Origin of the sequence: Dactylosporangium sp. NPDC050688 (genome assembly GCF_040654515.1) — a bacterium.
In the GTDB taxonomy this organism is placed as follows: Bacteria; Actinomycetota; Actinomycetes; order Mycobacteriales; family Micromonosporaceae; genus Dactylosporangium.
On record NZ_JBFAIC010000034.1, the window covers coordinates 1 to 18,461 of the forward strand.

At 73.0% G+C, this 18,461-nt stretch carries 14 protein-coding genes; 8 read left to right on the forward strand and 6 right to left on the reverse strand.

Going from position 1 to position 18,461, the window contains the following annotated elements; translation table 11 throughout:
• Positions 1–729 precede the first annotated feature (729 nt).
• Positions 730–1,065, reverse strand: coding sequence for an STAS domain-containing protein (locus AB0H83_RS28460; RefSeq protein ID WP_360099706.1), 336 nt, complete (start codon positions 1,063–1,065; stop codon positions 730–732).
• A gap of 97 nt (positions 1,066–1,162) precedes the next feature.
• Between AB0H83_RS28460 and AB0H83_RS28465 the strand changes: the two genes are divergently transcribed.
• Positions 1,163–1,618: a response regulator gene (locus AB0H83_RS28465; RefSeq protein WP_360099708.1), complete on the forward strand. Its 456-nt coding sequence runs from the start codon at positions 1,163–1,165 to the stop codon at positions 1,616–1,618.
• A 75-nt stretch (positions 1,619–1,693) separates the two neighbouring features.
• Here the strand turns inward: AB0H83_RS28465 and AB0H83_RS28470 are convergent, their stop codons facing one another.
• Positions 1,694–3,097 carry a GH1 family beta-glucosidase gene (locus tag AB0H83_RS28470; protein ID WP_360099711.1) on the reverse strand — a complete coding sequence of 468 codons (1,404 nt, stop codon included), beginning with the start codon at positions 3,095–3,097 and terminating at the stop codon, positions 1,694–1,696.
• A gap of 258 nt (positions 3,098–3,355) precedes the next feature.
• Between AB0H83_RS28470 and AB0H83_RS28475 the strand changes: the two genes are divergently transcribed.
• From AB0H83_RS28475 to AB0H83_RS28490, 4 genes are all read left to right on the forward strand, one after another.
• On the forward strand, positions 3,356–6,823 hold the full coding sequence (locus AB0H83_RS28475; RefSeq protein ID WP_360099713.1) for a discoidin domain-containing protein: 3,468 nt from the start codon (positions 3,356–3,358) through the stop codon (positions 6,821–6,823).
• A gap of 115 nt (positions 6,824–6,938) precedes the next feature.
• On the forward strand, positions 6,939–7,982 hold the full coding sequence (locus AB0H83_RS28480) for a LacI family DNA-binding transcriptional regulator (RefSeq protein WP_360099715.1): 1,044 nt from the start codon (positions 6,939–6,941) through the stop codon (positions 7,980–7,982).
• Positions 7,983–8,239: 257 nt separating this feature from the next.
• Positions 8,240–9,124 (forward strand): aminoglycoside phosphotransferase family protein, encoded by an 885-nt coding sequence (locus AB0H83_RS28485; protein ID WP_360099717.1) that lies wholly within the window; start codon positions 8,240–8,242, stop codon positions 9,122–9,124.
• A gap of 831 nt (positions 9,125–9,955) precedes the next feature.
• A complete protein-coding gene (locus AB0H83_RS28490; protein WP_360099719.1) occupies positions 9,956–10,579 on the forward strand; it encodes a DUF305 domain-containing protein in 624 nt (207 codons plus the stop codon).
• Here the strand turns inward: AB0H83_RS28490 and AB0H83_RS28495 are convergent.
• Positions 10,554–11,771, reverse strand: coding sequence for an MFS transporter (locus tag AB0H83_RS28495; protein WP_360099721.1), 1,218 nt, complete (start codon positions 11,769–11,771; stop codon positions 10,554–10,556). The genes AB0H83_RS28490 and AB0H83_RS28495 overlap by 26 nt on opposite strands.
• A 71-nt stretch (positions 11,772–11,842) precedes the next feature.
• Here AB0H83_RS28495 and AB0H83_RS28500 point away from each other — a divergent pair, with 71 nt between their 5' ends.
• Positions 11,843–12,745 (forward strand): LysR family transcriptional regulator, encoded by a 903-nt coding sequence (locus tag AB0H83_RS28500; RefSeq protein WP_360099723.1) that lies wholly within the window; start codon positions 11,843–11,845, stop codon positions 12,743–12,745.
• Between the two features lie 91 nt (positions 12,746–12,836).
• On the opposite strand, the gene AB0H83_RS28505 is transcribed toward AB0H83_RS28500, so the two are convergent.
• From AB0H83_RS28505 to AB0H83_RS28515, 3 genes are all read right to left on the reverse strand, one after another.
• Positions 12,837–14,423 (reverse strand): cellulase family glycosylhydrolase, encoded by a 1,587-nt coding sequence (locus AB0H83_RS28505; protein WP_360099905.1) that lies wholly within the window; start codon positions 14,421–14,423, stop codon positions 12,837–12,839.
• Between the two features lie 189 nt (positions 14,424–14,612).
• Positions 14,613–15,431, reverse strand: coding sequence for a hypothetical protein (locus AB0H83_RS28510; RefSeq protein WP_360099725.1), 819 nt, complete (start codon positions 15,429–15,431; stop codon positions 14,613–14,615).
• A 349-nt stretch (positions 15,432–15,780) separates the two neighbouring features.
• Positions 15,781–16,389 (reverse strand): DNA mismatch repair protein MutL, encoded by a 609-nt coding sequence (locus AB0H83_RS28515; RefSeq protein ID WP_360099727.1) that lies wholly within the window; start codon positions 16,387–16,389, stop codon positions 15,781–15,783.
• A gap of 41 nt (positions 16,390–16,430) precedes the next feature.
• Here AB0H83_RS28515 and AB0H83_RS28520 point away from each other — a divergent pair, with 41 nt between their 5' ends.
• Positions 16,431–17,144: a response regulator transcription factor gene (locus AB0H83_RS28520; protein ID WP_360099729.1), complete on the forward strand. Its 714-nt coding sequence runs from the start codon at positions 16,431–16,433 to the stop codon at positions 17,142–17,144.
• Complete coding sequence (locus tag AB0H83_RS28525; protein ID WP_360099731.1) at positions 17,141–18,457, forward strand: HAMP domain-containing sensor histidine kinase; 1,317 nt, start codon at positions 17,141–17,143, stop codon at positions 18,455–18,457. Before AB0H83_RS28520 ends, AB0H83_RS28525 begins: the two co-directional genes overlap by 4 nt.
• The last annotated feature ends 4 nt before the right edge of the window (positions 18,458–18,461 follow it).

The window sequence follows — 18,461 nt, forward strand, 5'->3', positions numbered from 1 at the left end:
GCCGCTCTCACATGGTCGGCCGCCGTCGAGGTCGTCATTCGGTGGTGCCACTCCGCGTTTAGCTCCAAAGCCAAGTCCGTCGATTGCGGGACCGGCAGTGCCGGCGCCCGGACCGCGATCTTCCGCTGCCGCTCGTGATCGAAGGACAGCCCTGGTCGTCGGGGTGGCCATTGCGGTGCTTCGATCATGGGCGGCGGCGCTCGCGGTCGTCCGGTGTGGCGGGCGCGGTGCTCGGACCGCGGTCTTCCGCCGCTGCTTGTGATCGAAGGATGGTCCTGGTCGTCTGGGATGACCACGGCGCGACTTCGATCAAGCGGGCAAGATCGCAAGTGAGCCGGTCGGCGGCCGGTCGGCGGCCGGTCGGCGGCCGGTGGCGCTGCCAGCGTTGCCTGTTGGGCTTCGCGCTGCCGGCGTTGTCCTGCCGTGGGCAACGTCACTGGCCGCAGCGCTGGCTTCGGCGTGGTTGGCGCCGGGGGCCGGCAGAGGGGTTCCCGTCCCGGGAGCCTTCCATGCCCGTTGCCGTTGGCACTGCCTGCGCCGGCGTGCGGCATTTTCGCGCGTGCGGTATCCGGTGGGCACTGTACCGCCAGTCGGACCTCCGTGGTGGATCGAGGTCGTGTCCTGGCCGTCTGGATGACCACGGGGCGACTTCGATCAACTGAGCAAGATCAACCGGCAGGATCGGCCGAGCCGGGCGGGGAGGCGGCGCTACGGTGTGCCGGTCCGAGGTCAGGTCAGGGCGGTCACCGCGTCCGGGACCGTGTCGTGCAGCGTGAAGACCTTGTCCAGGCCGGTGATGCTGAAGACCCGGCGGACCCGTTCGTCGGAGCAGACCAGGCCGAGGGCGCCGCCGATCTCGCGGACCCGGTTGTGGGCGCCGATGAGTACGCCGAGGGTGGTGGAGTCCATGAAGGTGACCGCCGTCAGGTCGATGACGACCTTGCCGTCGCCCTCGTCGAGGGCGGTGGTGATCGTCTGGCGCAGCGCTGGTGCGGTGCTGACGTCGAGTTCGCCGTCCGCCCGGACCACGCTGCGCCCACCGAACGTCGAGATCGTGAACGCCATCCGACAAATCTCCACTTCATGGGTCGCTGTATGACCGTAGCCGGTCTTGCGGCAGGCGTTATCGTTGGGCCGGAACATGCTGTTGGGAGGCCGCTCGATGAGCACCGCAGACGACGCGCCGTCCGGCGTGCCGATCGAGATCCTGCTGGTCGAGGACGATCCGGGAGACGTGCTCATCACGCGGGAGGCGTTTGCCGAGCATAAGGTGTCCAACCGGCTGACGGTGTGCACCGACGGGGCGGACGCGCTGCGGTTCCTGCGCCGGGAGGGGGTTCATGCCGGCGCGGCCCGGCCCGACATCGTGCTGCTGGACCTCAACCTGCCGGTCATCGACGGCCGGGCGGTCCTGGCCGCGATCCACGCCGACCCGGCGCTCAACGACATCCCCGTGGTGGTCCTCACCAGCTCCGCCACGGAGGAGGACTACCTGCGCAGCCGTGAGCTGCGGGTGGACACGTACATCACCAAGCCGGTCGACTTCGACAGCCTGATGCACGTGGTGCGGCGGATCGAGACATTTTTCATCAGCGTGCGGCGCACGGTCCCCGCCTGAGCCGGCAAGAGGCCCCGACCGCCGGGGGCGGTCGGGGCCGCGCAGCACGAAGTGGCCGGAGCCGACGACGTCAGGTCATGGAGCGTCGATGGCGTTGCGGGCAATGGCCGCGGCGAACCAGTGCCCCGAGGACTTCACCGTGCGGGCGAGCGAGTCGTAGTCCACGTGGATCAGGCCGAAGCGGCGGCTGAAGCCGAACGCCCACTCGAAGTTGTCCAGCAGCGACCAGGCGAAGTACCCGCGCAGGTCCACCCCGGCGGTGATGGCCTCGTGCACGGCGGCCAGGTGCCCCTGCAGGTAGGCGATGCGCTCGGGGTCGTGGATCGCGCCGTCGGGGGTGAGCCGGTCGTCGTAGGCGGCGCCGTTCTCGGTGACGTAGAGAGGGCGGTCGCCGTAGTCGCGGCGGATGCGCAGGAGCAGGTCGCGCAGCCCGGTCGGGTCCACCGACCAGCCCATGTGCGTGACGGGCCCCGGGGTCGGGTGGAAGCGTACGTGCTGCGCGGTCGGGTAGGGGGTGCCCTCGTCGAGGGTGCCGCCGGTGGCGGCGCTGACCAGGTCGGGCTGGTAGTAGTTCACGCACACCGCGTCGATCGGCTGCGCCACCACCTCCAGGTCGCCAGGGCGCACATACGACATATCAGTAATGTCGGCAATGTCGGCGACGGTGTCGGCGGGGTATGAGCCGCGCAGGATCGGGTCGAAGAAGATGCGGTTGAGCAGGCCGTCGATGCGCCGAGCGGCGTCCAGGTCCGCCGGGGCGTCGGTGAAGGGACGGACGGCCCCCGCGTTCAGGGCCACCGACACCTGGCCGGTCACGCCGGCCGAGCGCAGCGCCGCCACGCCCAGGCCGTGCGCCAGCAGCAGGTGGTGCGTGGCGACCAGGGCGTTGAGGTGGCCGTGCCGCCCGGGGGCGTGCGCGCCGGTGCCGTACCCGAGGAACGCCGAGCACCAGGGCTCGTTCAGCGTGTTCCACAGCGCGACGCGGTCGCCGAGCCGGGCCGCGACGGCCGCCGCGTAGTCGCCGAAGCGCAGCGCGGTGTCCCGGTTGGTCCACCCGCCGGCGTCCTCCAGTTCCTGCGGCAGGTCCCAGTGGTACAGCGTCGCGGTCGGTCGCACGCCGGCGGCGAGCAGTTCGTCGACGAGGCGGTCGTAGAAGCCGAGGCCGGCCTCGTTGACGCCGGTGCCGCCGGCGGGGCGCACGCGCGGCCACGCGATCGAGAACCGGTACGCCGACAGCCCCAACTGCCGCATCAGCGCGACGTCGTCGCGGTAGCGCAGGTAGTGCCCGGTGGTGCGGGCGCCGGTGTCGCCGTTGTCGATGCGGCCGGGCTGGGCGGAGAAGGTGTCCCAGATCGACGGGGTGCGGCCGTCGGCGTCCACGGATCCCTCGATCTGGTAGGCCGCGGTCGCCGCGCCCCACCAGAAGTCCGAGGGGAACGTCAGGACACCCCTCGCGGTCTGCACCGCTGTCGTGCTCACACCCACCACCACTTCCCCGTACGTCAACAGATAGGAGGCTTGGAGAGCGCTCTCCAAGCCGTGTGACCAGACTGCGACGTGGCGTGTCCGGGTGTCAAGGTGCCGCCGGGCGCGCTTCCGGGCGTACCGGACAAAATGCCACCAAAGAAATTCAGGACTCTTGACACGCGGGAAACAGCGGGGCAACACTGCGACCAATTGGAGAGCGCTCTCCAAAACCGCCCGCCGCGCCTCCTCACCCCTCAGCAAGGAGCTCACGTGCATCCGGCACACGCTTCCGCCCCCGCCTGGCGGAGATTGCTCAGTTCGCGATGGCGTATTGCCCTGGTCCTCGCCGTCGTCGCCGCCATCGCTGTCGTCGTCGCGCCGTTCGCGCGCGCCGCGGACAGCCTGATCTCGCAGGGCAAGCCCGTCACGTCGTCGTCGGACCAGGCGCCCGACGTGGCCGCCAGCTTCGTCAACGACGGCAACGACGGCACCCGCTGGAGCAGCCAGTGGAGTGACCCGCAGTGGATCCGCATCGACCTGGGTGGTCCCGCCACTATCAGCCAGGTCGTGCTGCAGTGGGAGGGCGCCTACGGCAAGTCCTTCAAGATCCAGACGTCGACGAACGACTCCACCTGGACCGACATCTACACCACCACGACGGGCGCCGGCGGCACGCAGACGCTCAACGTCTCCGGCTCCGGCCGCTACGTGCGCATGAGCGGCACCGAGCGCGGCACCGGCTACGGCTACTCGCTGTTCGAGTTCAAGGTGTACGGCTCGCTCGACGGCACCACCAACCCGGGCACGTGCGACACCGCCACCAACGCCGCGCAGGGCAAGACCGCCACCGCCTCCAGCATCGAGGGCGCCGGCCTGTCGGCCTCCGCCGCGGTCGACGGCGACGCCGGCACCCGGTGGAGCAGCCAGTTCAGCGACCCGCAGTGGCTGCAGGTGGACCTGGGCAGCAAGCAGAACATCTGCCAGGTCGTGCTGCAGTGGGAGGGCGCCTACGGCAAGGCCTTCCAGATCCAGCTCTCCGACAACGCCACCAGCTGGACCGACGTCTACGCCACCAGCACCGGCACGGGCGGCACCCAGACCATCCCGGTGACGGGCGCCGGCCGGTACGTGCGCATGTACGGCACCGCCCGCCCCGGCGGCTACGGGTACTCGCTGTGGGAGTTCAAGATCTCCACCGGCGGCGGCACCACGACCACCCCGCCGACCAGCAGCAGCCCGACGCCGAGCACGTCGCCGTCGCCGGACCCCAACTGGACCACCGTCTGGACCGACACGTTCGACGGCCCGGCCAACACCTCGCCGAGCGCGGCCAACTGGCTGCTGCGCACCGGCACGCAGTACCCGGGCGGCGCGGCGAACTGGGGCACCGGCTCGGTCGAGACGGCCAGCGCGTCGACCGCCAACGTCTACCTCGACGGCACCGGCAAGCTCAACATCAGGGCCATCCGGGACGGCGCCGGCGCGTGGACGTCGGGCCGCATCGAGACCCAGCGGACCGACTTCCAGGCCGCGGCCGGCGAGCTGGTCAAGTTCACCGCCGTGCTCAAGCAGCCGGACGTCGCCAACGGTGACGGCTACTGGCCGGGCTTCCGGGCCACCGGCGCCGCTTACCGCGGCAACTACAACAACTGGCCGAGCGTCGGCGAGACCGACATCATGACCGACGCCAACGGCCGCAGCCAGCTGTCGCAGACCCTGCACTGCGGCACCGCGCCCGACGGGCCCTGCGGCGAGTACAACGGCCGCACCTCGGGCCTGGCCAGCTGCACCGGCTGCCAGACCGGCTACCACGAGTACACCCAGGTCATCGACCGCACGAAGACCGACGAGGAGATCCGCTTCTACCTCGACGGCAAGCAGTCGTGGATCGTGCGCAAGAGCCAGGTCGGCGTCACCGCGTGGAACGCGGCCGTCAACCACGGCTTCTACCTGCGCCTCGACCTGGCCATCGGCGGCGCGTGGCCGAACGCCGTCGCCGGCTACACCGTGCCGACCCCGCAGACCACGTCCGGCGGCATCCTGTCCGTCGACTCGGTCACGGTGGCCAAGCAGACCGGCACCACCCCGGCCGCGATGACCGACCCGGCCACCCCGGCCGGCCCGAGCGTCGTGCGGGTCACCGGCTCGCAGGGCAACTGGCAGCTGCAGGTCAACGGCCAGCCGTACGAGGTCAAGGGCCTCACCTACGGCCCGCCGCAGGCCGCCGCCGACGGGTACATGCGCGACCTGAAGAACATGGGCGTCAACACGATCCGCACCTGGGGCGTGGACGACGCGAACACCCCGACGCTGCTCAACCGGGCCGCGCAGCAGGGCATCAAGGTGATCGTCGGGCACTGGCTCAACCAGGGCGCCGACTACGTCAACGACACCGCGTACAAGAACAACACCAAGACCGAGATCGTGAACCGGGTCAACGCGCTCAAGAACCACCCGGGCGTGCTGATGTGGGACGTCGGCAACGAGGTCATCCTCACCATGCAGGACCACGGCCTGTCCGCCGCCGAGGTCGAGGCCCGCCGCGTGGCGTACGCCCAGTACGTCAACGAGCTGGCGATCGCGATCCACGCCGCCGACCCGAACCACCCGGTCACCTCGACCGACGCGTACACCGGCGCCTGGCCCTACTACAAGAACAACTCCCCGGCGCTGGACCTGCTCGCGGTGAACTCGTACGGCGCGATCGGCAACATCAAGCCGGACTGGATCGCCGGCGGCTACACCAAGCCGTACGTGGTCACCGAGGCCGGCCCGGCCGGTGAGTGGGAGGTCCCGAACGACGTCAACGGCGTGCCGACCGAGCCGACCGACCTGCAGAAGCGGGCGGGCTACACGGCCAGCTGGAACGCCATCAAGAGCCACCCCGGCGTGGCGCTCGGCGCGACCGAGTTCCACTACGGCCTGGAGAACGACTTCGGCGGCGTCTGGCTCAACACGTACCCCGGCGGCTGGCGCCGGCTCGGGTACGGTGCGCTGAAGCAGGCATACACCGGCACGCCGCTGGCGAACACGGCACCGGAGATCACCAGCATGACGGTCGGCAACCAGACCGCCGTGCCCGCCGGTGGCACGTTCACCGTGAACGTCGCCGCGACCGACCCGAACAACGACACCATCCGGTACAACGTGATGATCAGCGACAAGCACATCACCGGGAACACCGGCTTCCGCAACGTCAGGTTCACCGAGAACGGCTCCACCTTCACGGTGACCGCTCCGGAGACCCTCGGCGTGTGGAAGGTCTACGTCTACGCCTTCGACGGCCAGGGCAACGTCGGCATCGAGACGAAGTCGTTCCGGGTGGTGCCGCCGGTCATCGCCGGCACCAACATCGCGCAGGGCAAGACCGTGACCGCGTCGACCTACCAGCCGACCGGCACCAACGGCCCGCAGCTGCCGTCCTACGCGACCGACAACAACTACGGCACCCGCTGGGCGTCGGAGTGGGTCGCCACCGCGTGGTGCACGGTCGACCTGGGCAGCAAGCAGACCTTCAACAAGGTCTTCCTGGCCTGGGAGGCGGCGTACGCGACCGGTTACCAGATCCAGACGTCCGACGACAACAACAACTGGACGACGATCTACTCGACGACCACCGGCAACGGCGGCTTCGACGAGATCAACGTCAACGGCAACGCCCGCTACGTGCGCATGAACGGCACCGCACGGGCCACCACCTACGGCTACTCACTGTGGGAGTTCGGGGTGTACCGGTAAGTATCGCGACTCGGGCGGGCGGCTCCGGCCGCCCGCCCTTTCGTCTGTATTTTTCAATGAATTTCATGCTATGTAGTGGAGAGCGCTCTCCATGCTCCGTGCTATAAAACCGGCCATGAGCGATCCACGTTCGGCCCGCAAACCCACCCTTGAGGACGTCGCGGAAGCCGCCGGCGTCTCCCGGGCCACGGTGTCGCGCGTCATCAACGGTGTTCGCAACGTCGACCCGAAGCTGCACGCCATCGTGTGGCAGGCCGTCGACGCCACCGGCTACGTGCCCAACCGCGCGGCTCGCTCGCTCGTGACCCGCCGCAGCGGCACGGTCGCCCTCGTCGTGTCCGACGCCGTCAGCCACGACGACGACCCCTTCATGCGGCGCTTCTTCGCCGACCCGTTCTTCGGCCGGATCGTCGGCGGCGTCATGTCGGTGCTGCGCCCCAAGGGCATCCAGCTGGCGCTGCAGATCGTCGGCACCGACGAGGCCCGGACCCGGCTCGTCGGCGACCTCGGCCAGGGCCAGGCCGACGGCGCGGTCGTGCTGTCGCTGCACCCCGACGACACGCTGCCGCAGCAGCTCTACGAGGGTGGCATCGCCGCGGCGCTCGTCGGCCGGCCGGCCCAGCCGGTGCCGATCAGCTATGTGGACCTCGCCAACGACGCCGGCGGCGGCCTGGCCGCCGAGCACCTCATCGGCCGCGGCTGCACCCGCCTCGGCATGATCACCGGCCCCGCGCACGTGCCCGCCAGCCAGGACCGGCTCACCGGCTTCCGGCAGGCCCTCGCCCGGCACGGCCACGCCTGGTTCCCGACGGTCGAGGGCGGGTTCACCTACGAGTCGGGCGAGACCGCGATGCTGGAGCTCATCGAGCGCCAGCCGGAGCTCGACGGGGTGTTCGTCGCCAACGACGTCATGGCCCAGGCCGCCGTCATGGCGCTGCGCGGCCGCGAGCTGCGGGTCCCCGACGACGTGGCGGTCGTCGGCTTCGACGACAGCAGCGCCGCGCTGGACGCCCGCCCGCAGCTCACCACCGTCCGGCACCCCCTGGAGGACATGGCGGCTGAGGCGGCCCGGCTGGTGCTCGCCCGCATCGACGAACCGTCGCTGCGGGTGGAGTCGGTCATCTTCGACCCGAAGCTCGTCGTGCGCCAGTCGGCGTGAGCGGCCAGCGGAGCGGCTCGGGCCGCGAACCAGAGGCGCAGTCTTGGCTCGCGGCGGCGCCGGAGCGCAGCGGAGGTGACGACGTGAGCGGCCAGCGGAGCGGCTCGGGCCGCGAACCATGGGCGCAGTCTTGGCTCGCGGCGGCGCCGGAGCGCAGCGGAGGTGACGACGTGAGCGGCCAGCGGAGCGGCTCGGGCCGCGAACCAGAGGCGCAGTCTTGGCTCGCGGCGGCGCCGGAGCGCAGCGGAGGTGACGGCGTGACGACGCCGCCCGCCGAGGTGGCGGTCACCGAGTCGATGGTGGCGTCGCTGGTACGCGCACAGCACCCGACCTACGCCGGACCGCTGCGCCTGGCCGCCAGCGGCTGGGACAACGCCGTGTTCCGGCTCGGCTCGTCGTGGTCGGTGCGCCTGCCCCGGCGCGCCGTCGCGGTGCCGCTGCTGGTCAACGAGCAGTGCTGGCTGCCGCACCTGGCGGCCCTGCTGCCGGTGCCCGTGCCCGTCCCGGTGGCGGTGGGCGCGCCGGCCGGGGCGTACCCGTGGCCGTGGAGCATCAACCCGTGGCTGCCCGGCCGCCCCGCCGGCACGGTCCCGGTCCCGCGGCGCGCCGCCTTCGCCGCCGACCTGGCCTGCTGCCTCGCCGCCCTGCACGTCCCGGCCCCGCCGTCCGCGCCGGGCAACGCGTTCCGGGGAGTGCCCCTGGCGTCCCGGGCGGCCGCGGTACGGCAGCGCCTCGACACCCTCGCCGCCGCCGACCGGGCGGGGCTGCACCGGGTCTGGTCCGAGGCCCTCGCCGCGCCGCCGTGGACGGGCCCGCCGGTGTGGCTGCACGCCGACTCGCACCCGGCGAACCTCCTCGTCGGCGACGACGGGCGCCTCGCCGCACTCATCGACTTCGGCGACCTGACCGCCGGCGACCCGGCGACCGACCTCGCGGCCGCCTGGACCGTGTTCGACCCGCCGGGCCGTGCTGCCTTCCGCACGGCGCTGTCCGCCCTCGTGCCGGTCGACGCGGCGACCTGGCGGCGGGCGCGGGGGTGGGCGCTGAGCATCGGTTCGGCGATCGCGGCGAGCTCGGCGGACCACCCGGCGATGGCGGCGATCGGCGCGCACACCTTGGCGCAGGTGCTGCTGCCGATCTGAGCCGGTGCCGCGCCTCGCGCGGCTCGGACCCTGTGGTGGAGGGTGGGGCGCCGGGGACGCGTGGGCGGTTCGGGGCGCTGTCCCGCGGCGGGGCGGCGGCCCGGCTGGGCGGCCCGGCTGGGCGAACCGGCGCGCGCCGCGACCTGGAGTCAGTGACGCGCGCCGGCAGTCTCGTGCCGGGCGACGGCGCTGGCTGATGGCGCCGGCCTTGCGGAATGGCGAAAGGATGTGCGGGCTCGCATCTCGGAGAGCGCTCTCCCAGACGGGAAGAGTTTGCCTCCTGGCGGGCGGTTCGTCAACTGGCCAGCCGTGCTCAGGTGGGTGTTGACACCCGCCGGGGTGAGCGGGAAACTTCCCTTACGGAGAGCGCTCTCCAACCGGTCGGGTGCCGGTGGGGAGCAGCGCCGGGGTGGACGGCCACACGATCCGGGCGCGGGTCGACGGGGTGGGCTGGGTCACCCGACCGACGCCGCAGGACCGGCCGTTCGGGTTGGTCATCCAGGCGGGGGCTGCTCGAAACGACTTGTCCGGTGGGCGCGGGGTGCGCTGAGGCCGTTCCCACGGCCCGCGGACCGCGCCCACCGCGCCGGCCGGGTGTGGCGTCCGGGCATGACCGGAGGCTCCACCAGCACGTCACGACGGCGACCGGGTTGGGGTCGCCGCCGGCGGGACGAGCGCGGCAGCGACCGTCCCGTGCACCGATACCGCAGTTGCGGCGGTCGCCGAGGGCTCTGGGCGCCCTGACCGCCGCAACTGCGGGACCGCGGCCGGGCGGGCTCCGCCCGCCGCCGCGCGGCACGACGGACGCGCCCTCGGAAGGAGTCAGCAGCCGTGCCCGACAGACCCCGCCGCCCCGCCAGGCGGCTGCCCTGGACGGTGCTGCTCGCGGCGGCCGTCATCCTCGCCGCCGCCGGCTGTGCCGCGGACCCGGCGGACCCGGGCCCGCCGGCGGCCGCGACGGGCGCGCCCGCCGCGGCCGGCGACTTCGGCGGCACGGACATCGCCTGGGTCCAGTTGATGATCCCGATGGACGAGCAGTTGCTGCCGGTGCTCGACCTGGTGTCGCAGCGCTCGGCCGACCCCGCGCTGACCCGGCTCGCCGCGCAGCTGCGCTCCCGGTACACCAGCGAGATCGAGCAGCTCAAGGCGCTGCGGGCGAAGGCCGGTCTGGACGCCACCAACCCGTACGCGGGGCACCGGATGCCGGGGCTGGTCGACGCCGACACCCTCGCCGCGATCGGCGCGGCCGCGGGCGCGGAGTTCGACCGGAAGGCCGCCGCGTGCCTGCGCGAGCACCTCGAACAACTGGCGAGCCTGGCCCGCTCGGAACTGAGCAACGGCACCAGCGCGCCGGTGAAGGACCTCGCCCGGCAGGTCGCCGACTCCCGAAGCGCCGGCCTGGCGGTCCTGCCGTCGCACAGCGTCGGCCCTAGCGGCGCAGCAGGCGGCGGCTGACCGCGCCGATCACCAGGATGACGGCGGCGGCGAAGCCGAGCAGCGCCACCCTTGCCGGCAGGTACTGCGTCGCCACGCCCAGGCCGAGGACGGGCACGGTCAGCCCCAGGTATCCGCCGAGGAACACCCCGGCGACGGCCTCGCCGCGGGTGGCCGGCGGCGCCAGGTCGGCGACCGTGGACACGGCGCCCTTGAGCAGGACGCCCGCGCCGCCGCCGGCGACCACGCCGCCGAGCAGGAAGACCGGCAGGCTCGCCGCCCACACCCCGGCGGTCAGGGTGAGCAGGCCCGCGGTCATCAGCACCAGGCCACCGGCCGCCTGGCGGCGGACGGGCTCGCGGCGCAGCAGCACCTGCGCGATCGCACCGCTGGCGAACACCATCGAGGCGACCAGCCCGGCGAGGGCCCGGGACGGGTGGTGCAGGGTGCCGCCGACGAAGGCCGGCGCGAGCGACGTGAACAGCCCCAGCACCGACAGCGCCGCGAACGCGCTACCGCCGGCGGCGAAGTAGCGGGGACGGGCCGCGGTGGGCACGGCGACGCGCTGCGGGCGGTACCGCTGCCGCTGCGGCAGCACCGTGACCGTCTCGGGGACCCGGGAGACCGCGCCGGCGGCTGCCAGCAGCAGCACCAGGAACACGGCGTAGGAGGTGCGCAGCGGGGCGGTGAGGTACTGGGCGAGCAGGCCCGCGACGAGCGGCCCGAACGCGAACCCGCCGAGGTTCGCCACGGTCGCCACCAGGTCGGCGCGGCCGCGGCCGGTGCCCGGGCGGGCCGTGGCGTGCAGCTCCGCCAGGTGCGCGGTCGCCGTCGCGGTGAGCATGCCGACGCCGAGGCCGGACAGGACCCGGGCGACGATCACCACGCCGAGCGACGTGGAGGTCAGGAACAGCACCGCGGCGGCCGCCTCGAGCAGGATCGCCGGCACCAGCACCCGCCGCCGCCCCCAGCGGTCCGACAGGTGGCCGGCGAGGAAGAGGCTGACGATGACCCCGACCGCGTACGCGGCGAAGGCGACCGTGACCGCGATCGTCGAGTAGCCGTCGTGGCGCTGGTAGATCGCCCACAGCGGGGTCGGCACGACGGTGAACGCCAGGGACACCGCGAACGCGGCCGCGATCGTCCAGAACCCCCGCTCGTGCCGGGCGGAGCGGAGCCCCTGCGGAGCGGGGCGGGTCAGCACGCTGGTCATGCCTCCGACCGTGCCGCGCGCGGATCAGCATCGGCGACGAATGTTCGTGCTGGCCTCTATCATCAATCGTGATGGAGCTGCGGCATCTGGTGTACTTCGTGACGGTCGCCGAGGAGCGCAACTTCTCCCGGGCGGCGGCGCGGCTGCGGGTGGTGCAGTCCGGCGTCTCCGCCGCGATCCGGTCGCTGGAGCGGGAGCTGGGGGTGCCGCTGTTCGAGCGCACCTCGCAGCGGGTCGCGCTCACCGACGCCGGCGCCGCGCTGCTGCCCGCGGCCCGGGCCACGATCGACGCCGCCCAGGCCGCCCGGGACGTGGTCGACGAGGTCCGCGGCGGGCTGCGTGGCACGCTGCGCATCGGCACGCTGATCTCGGTCGGGTTCGTCGACCTGCCCGGGTTGCTCGGGCAGTTCCGCGCCGAGCACCCGGCCGTCGACCTGCGGCTGCGGGCCGCCCCGTCCGGCTCGGCGGGCCTGGCCCGGTCGCTGCTGGAGGGCGAGCTCGACGTGGCGTTCCTGTCCCTGGCCGGACGCCCGCCGGCGGGCCTGTCGCTGCGGGTCCTCGCGGCGGAGCCGATCGTCGCGGTGCTGCCGGCCGGGCACCCGCTCGCCAGCCGGCACGCGGTGACCCTCGATGACCTGGCCGACGAGCCGTTCGTCGACTCGCCGCCCGGCTACGGCAACCGCACCGAGGTCGACCGGGGCTTCGCCGCCGCGGGTCTGCGGCGGCGGGTCGCGCTGGAGGTCGCCGACATCGCCACCGTCGCCCAGTACGTGCGCAACGGCCTCGGCGTCGCCCTCCTCCCGCGGTTCGCTGCCGGGGAGGTGGACGGCGTGCGCGCGCTGCAGGTCACCGGGGCGCCGCTGCGCTGGACGTTCGGGGTGGCGACCGGCTCGGCGCGCCGGGCCAGCGCCGCGCTCCGCGCCCTGCTCGACCTGGTCGACGCCTATCGGATCGAAACACCCGGTTGGCGCTGATCACGGTGATCAGGGCGGCGGGTGGGTGTGACCCTCTGCAGACGGCGGCGCGCCCCGCGGTGGATCCCCCGCGGGGCGCGCCTTTCCCCCTCTACGAGCAGGCGGTGCCGTTGAGCTTGAACGCGCTCGGGCCCGGTGTCGACGGCCCGTTGGCGGTGTACCCGATCGTCACCGACGCGCCCGCCGCCAGGGACGGCGCCCAGGTCGGCCCGGCCGCGGTGAACGTGGTGCCGGACTGCGTGACGGTGGCGTTCCAGCCGCTGCTCAGCGTCACCCCGGACGGCACGGTCCAGGTGATGGAGAACGGGTTCGCGGCCGAGGTGCCGGTGTTCTTCACCGTCACCGCCGCCTGGTAGCCGCCCTGCCACGCGTTGTCGATGCGGACCGTCGCGGTGCAGGCGCCGGTGCCCGTGTTGCCCGACGGGGACGTCGAGACCGACGCCGACACCGACACCGATGCCGACACCGATGCCGACACCGAGCCGGTCGGGTTGGTCCCGCCGACGGGCGGGATGAGGTACGGCTGCAGGATCGACTGCTTCTGCTGGTTGACGGTCTTCCAGTCGTCGGCGACGATGCCGCCCGTGTCACCGGAGTTCGGGTTCCACGACCAGTACGTGAAGTCCATGCCGGTGACGCCGGTGCCTGTGTACTCCATGAGCTTCTTCAGCCACACGACGTCCTGCGGGTTCTGCAGCGTCGAGCCGAACTCGCCCAGCAGCACCGGGGCGATGTTCTGCTTCTCGAGGTAGCCCCAGAACTGGTCCCAGATCCCCGGCAGGTTGTTCGGGAACGTCGGGTCGTCGAACCACGCCTGGTGGAACACCGAGTTCGCGTACTCGTGCGCGGAGTAGACGAGCTTGTTCGGCTTGTTGAGCCGGACCGGGTACTGCCCGGCCTTCGACAGGTTGCCGCCCCACCAGCCGCACGGCTCGTCGGGGATGTTGTCCCAGGCGTTGGCGTTGCCGCCGCTGGGGCAGCTGACGCCCTCCACGACGATGAGCCAGTTCGGGTTCACCTCGAGGATGGCGTTGCCGGCCCGCTCGGCCGCCAGGCGCCAGTCCCGGTTCACGTCGCCGCAGCCCCAGCACGCGCCGGTGCCGTCGGGGTCGGTGCCGTCCGCGTGCGGCTCGTTGTGCAGGTCCGCACCGATGACGGTCGGGTTGTTCGCGTAGTGCTGGGCGAGCGAGCGCCAGTTGCTGATCCAGGCCGACTCGGGCGTCGCCGCGACGTACCACAGCGCGCTCTGCCCGGCGCTGGTCGGGCGGTGCCGGTCCAGCAGGATGCGCATGCCCTTGGTGCCCGCGTACGCGACGACCTTGTCCAGGATCTGCAGCGGCGTCAGGCCCTGCAGGTCCGGGTTGGTGTAGCCGTCCACGCTGTTGGCGGTCGCGCCCGGCTTCAGGGCATCCTCGGAGAACGGTACCCGCAGCGTGTTGTAGCCGAGGCTGGCCATCTGGTCGATGTGGTCGCGCCAGGGCCGGGCCCACAGCCCGTGGAACGTCTTGTTGTCGGTCTCCATCCCGAACCAGTTGATGCCGGTCAGCCGCACCGGGTTGCCGCCGGCGTCGATGAGCTGGTTGCCGCGCGTGCTCAGGTAACCGGTGCCGGTGCCGCCGACGGCCGCCTCGGCCGAGCTGTTGAGCCCGATCACGGTGACCGCGCCGACGACGGCCATGCTGCTGGCCGCGATGGCGGCCCAGAGTCTTCTCACCACACCCTCCAGTCGGTGCACTGCCACCGCCGGTGGGTTTCCGTGGCGCCGGCGGCGAGTGCGAGCCGACGCTAGGAGCGGGCTGTGGCACGGGCCACCGTCCGCCGTGATGTTGCGCATCAGTGCAGGTCAACCGCTTGTTGCGGGCGAAAGTTACATCGCCGGCAGCTGCGCGAGGAGCTTGCCGTGCGCGTCGAGGATCTGCTGCGCGGCGGCCTTCGTCGCCGGGTCGGCGCCGTTCTTCGCCTCCGAGCCGCACAGGGCGGTCGTGCCGGTCAGGTGGTCGCGCAGCACCTCGAGGGCTTTCGCCGGCTGCTGCGCCGGGGGCAGCGCCCGGATCGCGGCCATGTCGGCCTCGACGACCATGCCCGGCAGGTCGTGGCCCGCGTGGATGCTGGAGTCCTCGACCGCCCCGCCGTCGGTGAGCGCCTTGCGCAGCGCGGCGAGCTCGGTCTTGTGGCCTTCGGCGGCGGTACGCGCGATCGGCCCCAGCACCGGGTCGCCGCCGGCGACGATGTGGTCGAACAGCTGCGCCGCGCTCGTGTCCAGCGAGATCATCAGCTGCAGGTACGCGATGTCGGTCGGGTTGAGCACCGTGACCGCCGGCGGTGCGCCGCCGCCCTGCGCCCCGGTCGGTGCGGGCGGGGCGGGCTCGTGCGCGGGGCGCGCCCACAGCACGACGACGGCGAACGCGGCGACGAGGACGATCGCGACCGCCCCGACCCGCCGCCAGACGTCCCGGCCATGGTCGTCTTCGGTGTCTTCGCCGTCCGGGGCCTCGGCTTCCGTCTCGGCGGCCGGCGGCGGGGCGTCGCTGCGCTGCTTGACGTTGCGGCGGGACCTGGCGGGCGGCTGGGTCTGGTCCGGCGCCGCTTCCGCGGCCCCAGGAGTTGCGATGGTCTCGGTCGGCGCGGTGGTTTCGCGGGTCTCGATCGGCGTTTCGGCGGTGGCGGCCGGCTTGTCGTCGCTCATCGCGGCGCACCTCCTCGGGCGGCCCGCGCAACGTTGTCCGCCGCGGACGGGGTGGCGGCCCCGGCCGGCGACGCCGCGGCGCTGGGCACAGCCGCGGTGCGGTCCCCACGGGGCGGTTGACCCCCGAGGGAACCCGTGCGCACGACGCCCGCGCCGCGCGCCCCGTGGGCGAGCGGCAGCATGGTGACGGGGAGCGGTCCCGCAACCGTCCGGGCGGTGGTCACGCATCGACGGTAAGCGCACGGACCTGCGGGGCGCATTAGACGAATCTTAAGATTTTCCCAGGTGGCACCGACGTTTTCGGCGTGCGCCGATAACACCTTTTCCGGAACCGTGCCCCACCCGGGACCTACGAACCGATGCGGGTCACCGTGCCGTGCGGAGTGCCCTGCCACCACATCGCATCGACGAGGTACGCGGCGTCACCGCTGTCGGAGATGAACTGCACGACCAGGCGGGTCGGCTCCGTCTGCGCCCGGGACACCGAGTAGCCGTCGCGGGGCGTGGCGGTGACGACGGAGACGACGCCGTCGCGGATGCGGATGACCGCGTCGCCGCCCTCGGAGCGGAACGAGCGCAGGTACGTGTCGACGCCGTCGCCGCCCGTGGTCACCGTCCAGCCGTCCACGACGCGGGCCGGCGCGGCGGTGGTGACCTTCGCGCTCGGCGTCGGCGCCGCCGACGTGCGCGGCGCGGCCGGCGACGGGCTCGGCGTGGGGAAGGACCCGGCGGGCGAGGACGGCGGGGGCAGGCCGGGCTGCCGGATCAGGTCGCCCGGTCCGCGCGCCTCGGCGGCCGGCACCGGCAGCGAGTCCGACGGCACCGCGGTGCGCAGCACGGGGCGCAGCGCCAGCGACGCCACGGCGATGCTCGCCGCGGTCGCCATGCACCACAACAGCACCGGCACCGCCGCCCGTCTCACCCGCACGACGTAGATGCTCTCACCCCGGGTCGTCACCCGCGCCGCCCCGGCGGCAATCCCGGCGTTACCGTGTTGCCATGCCGCTGATCCTGCTCGTCGAGGACGACGTCGCCGTCTCCGGCGCACTCTCCCGGGCGTTGACCGACGCCGGTCACGTCGTGCGCCCGGTCGGCAACGCCGGGTCGGCGCTGCGGGTCATCGCGACCGACCCGCCCGACCTGGTCATCCTCGACCTCGGGCTGCCCGACATGGACGGTCTGGACGTGCTGCGGATGCTGCGTGGCATCTCCAACGCCCCCGTCATCGTCGCCACGGCCCGGCGTTCCGAGCGCGACATCATCCGGCTGCTCGACGCCGGCGCCGACGACTACGTGACGAAGCCGTTCTCCTCCGCGCAGATGTCGGCGCGGATCAACGCGGTCCTGCGCCGCGGCCAGGGCACCCCCGGGCCGGCCGCCGTCCCGGCCGGGGTGACGGTCGGTGCGCTGCACGTCAATCCGCAGCAGCGCTTCGCCTCCATCGGCGGGCAGCCGCTGCAGCTGACGAAGAAGGAGTTCGACCTGCTGGCGTACCTGGCGCAGCGGGCCGGGCGGGTGGTGAGCCGCCGGGAGCTGCTGACCGAGGTGTGGCAGCGGCCGGACAGCTCCGGCGAGGACCAGACGATCGATGTGCACGTGTCGTGGCTGCGCCGCAAGCTCGGCGAGAGCGCGACGGCACCGCGGTACCTGCGCACGTTCCGCGGTGTCGGGGTCATGCTCGTCGACCCGGCGCAGCCCCCCGCACAGCGATGAGAAACGCGCTGATGCGCCTGTCGTTCGCGATCACCTCGATGATCGCGCTGGCGTTCCTGGTGCCGCTGGCGTACGTGACCAACGAGATCGCGCACGACCGGGCCCTGGCCGAGGCGCGGTACCAGGCCGACGCCATGGTGGCCGCGCTCGCCTCCGCCTCCGGCAACGGGTCGGGCGCCCTGGACCGGGCGGTGGCCACGGTGCCGGCCGGGCAGAGCGGGCGCCTCGCCGTGCACCTGCTGGGCGAGCCGACCGTCGGCACCAGCCACGCGGCCGCCGCGGACGTCGACCGCGCCGCCGCCCAGGGCCGGTCAGCGACCGTGCCGGCGCCCGGCGGCGTGGCGTACCTGCAGACCGTGGTGCTGGACGGTGACCGCACCGCCGTGGTCGAGGTGTACGTCTCCGACGCCGACCTCAGCCGGGGCGTCGGCGCGGCGTGGCTGGCCCTGGCCGGGCTCGCCGTCGTCCTCGTCGGCGGCTCCACCCTCGTCGCGGACCGGCTCGGCGCGCAGATCGTGCGCTCCACGAAACGGCTCGCCGACGGCGCGCGGGCGTTCGGCGACGGCGACCTGCACGCCAGGGTCGAGCCGGACGGCCCGCCCGAGCTGCGGGACGCGGCGCGCAGCTTCAACCGCATGGCGGACCAGATGGTGGCCTTCGCCGACGCCGAACGCGAGCTCGCCGCGGACCTGTCGCACCGGCTGCGCACCCCGCTGACCGCGCTGCGCCTCGACGCCGACGCCATGCCGCCCGGCCCGGTCGGCGAGCGCATGCGGCAGGCGTTCGACGCCCTCGACGACGAGATCGAGCAGATCATCACCACCGCCCGCCGTTCGGCTGCGGACCGCGTCCCCGAGAGCGCCGACCTCGTCGAGGTCGTCGCCGACCGGCTCGCGTTCTGGTCGGTCCTCGCCGAGGACCAGCAGCGCCCCTGGCGGGTCGTCGGCGGTCACGAGCCGGTGTGGGTGCCGGTCACCGAGTCCGACCTCGTCTCGGCCGTGGACTGCATGCTGGGCAACGTCTTCCAGCACACCCCCGAAGGCACCGGTTTCGAGGTGTACATCTCCCCGCGCGGCCTCACCGTCGACGACGCCGGCCCGGGCATCGCCGACCCCGCGAAGGCCCTGCGCCGCGGCTCCAGCGGCGCCGGCTCGACCGGCCTCGGCCTGGACATCGTGCGCCGCGTCGCGGAGACCGCCGGCGGCCGCCTCGTCGTGGAACGCAGCCCGCTGCGCGGCGCCCGCGTCGCCATCGTGCTGGAGCCGCAGGCCACCACGCCACCATCCCGCCCCCAGCGCCGCGTCGTGCGGTAAACCG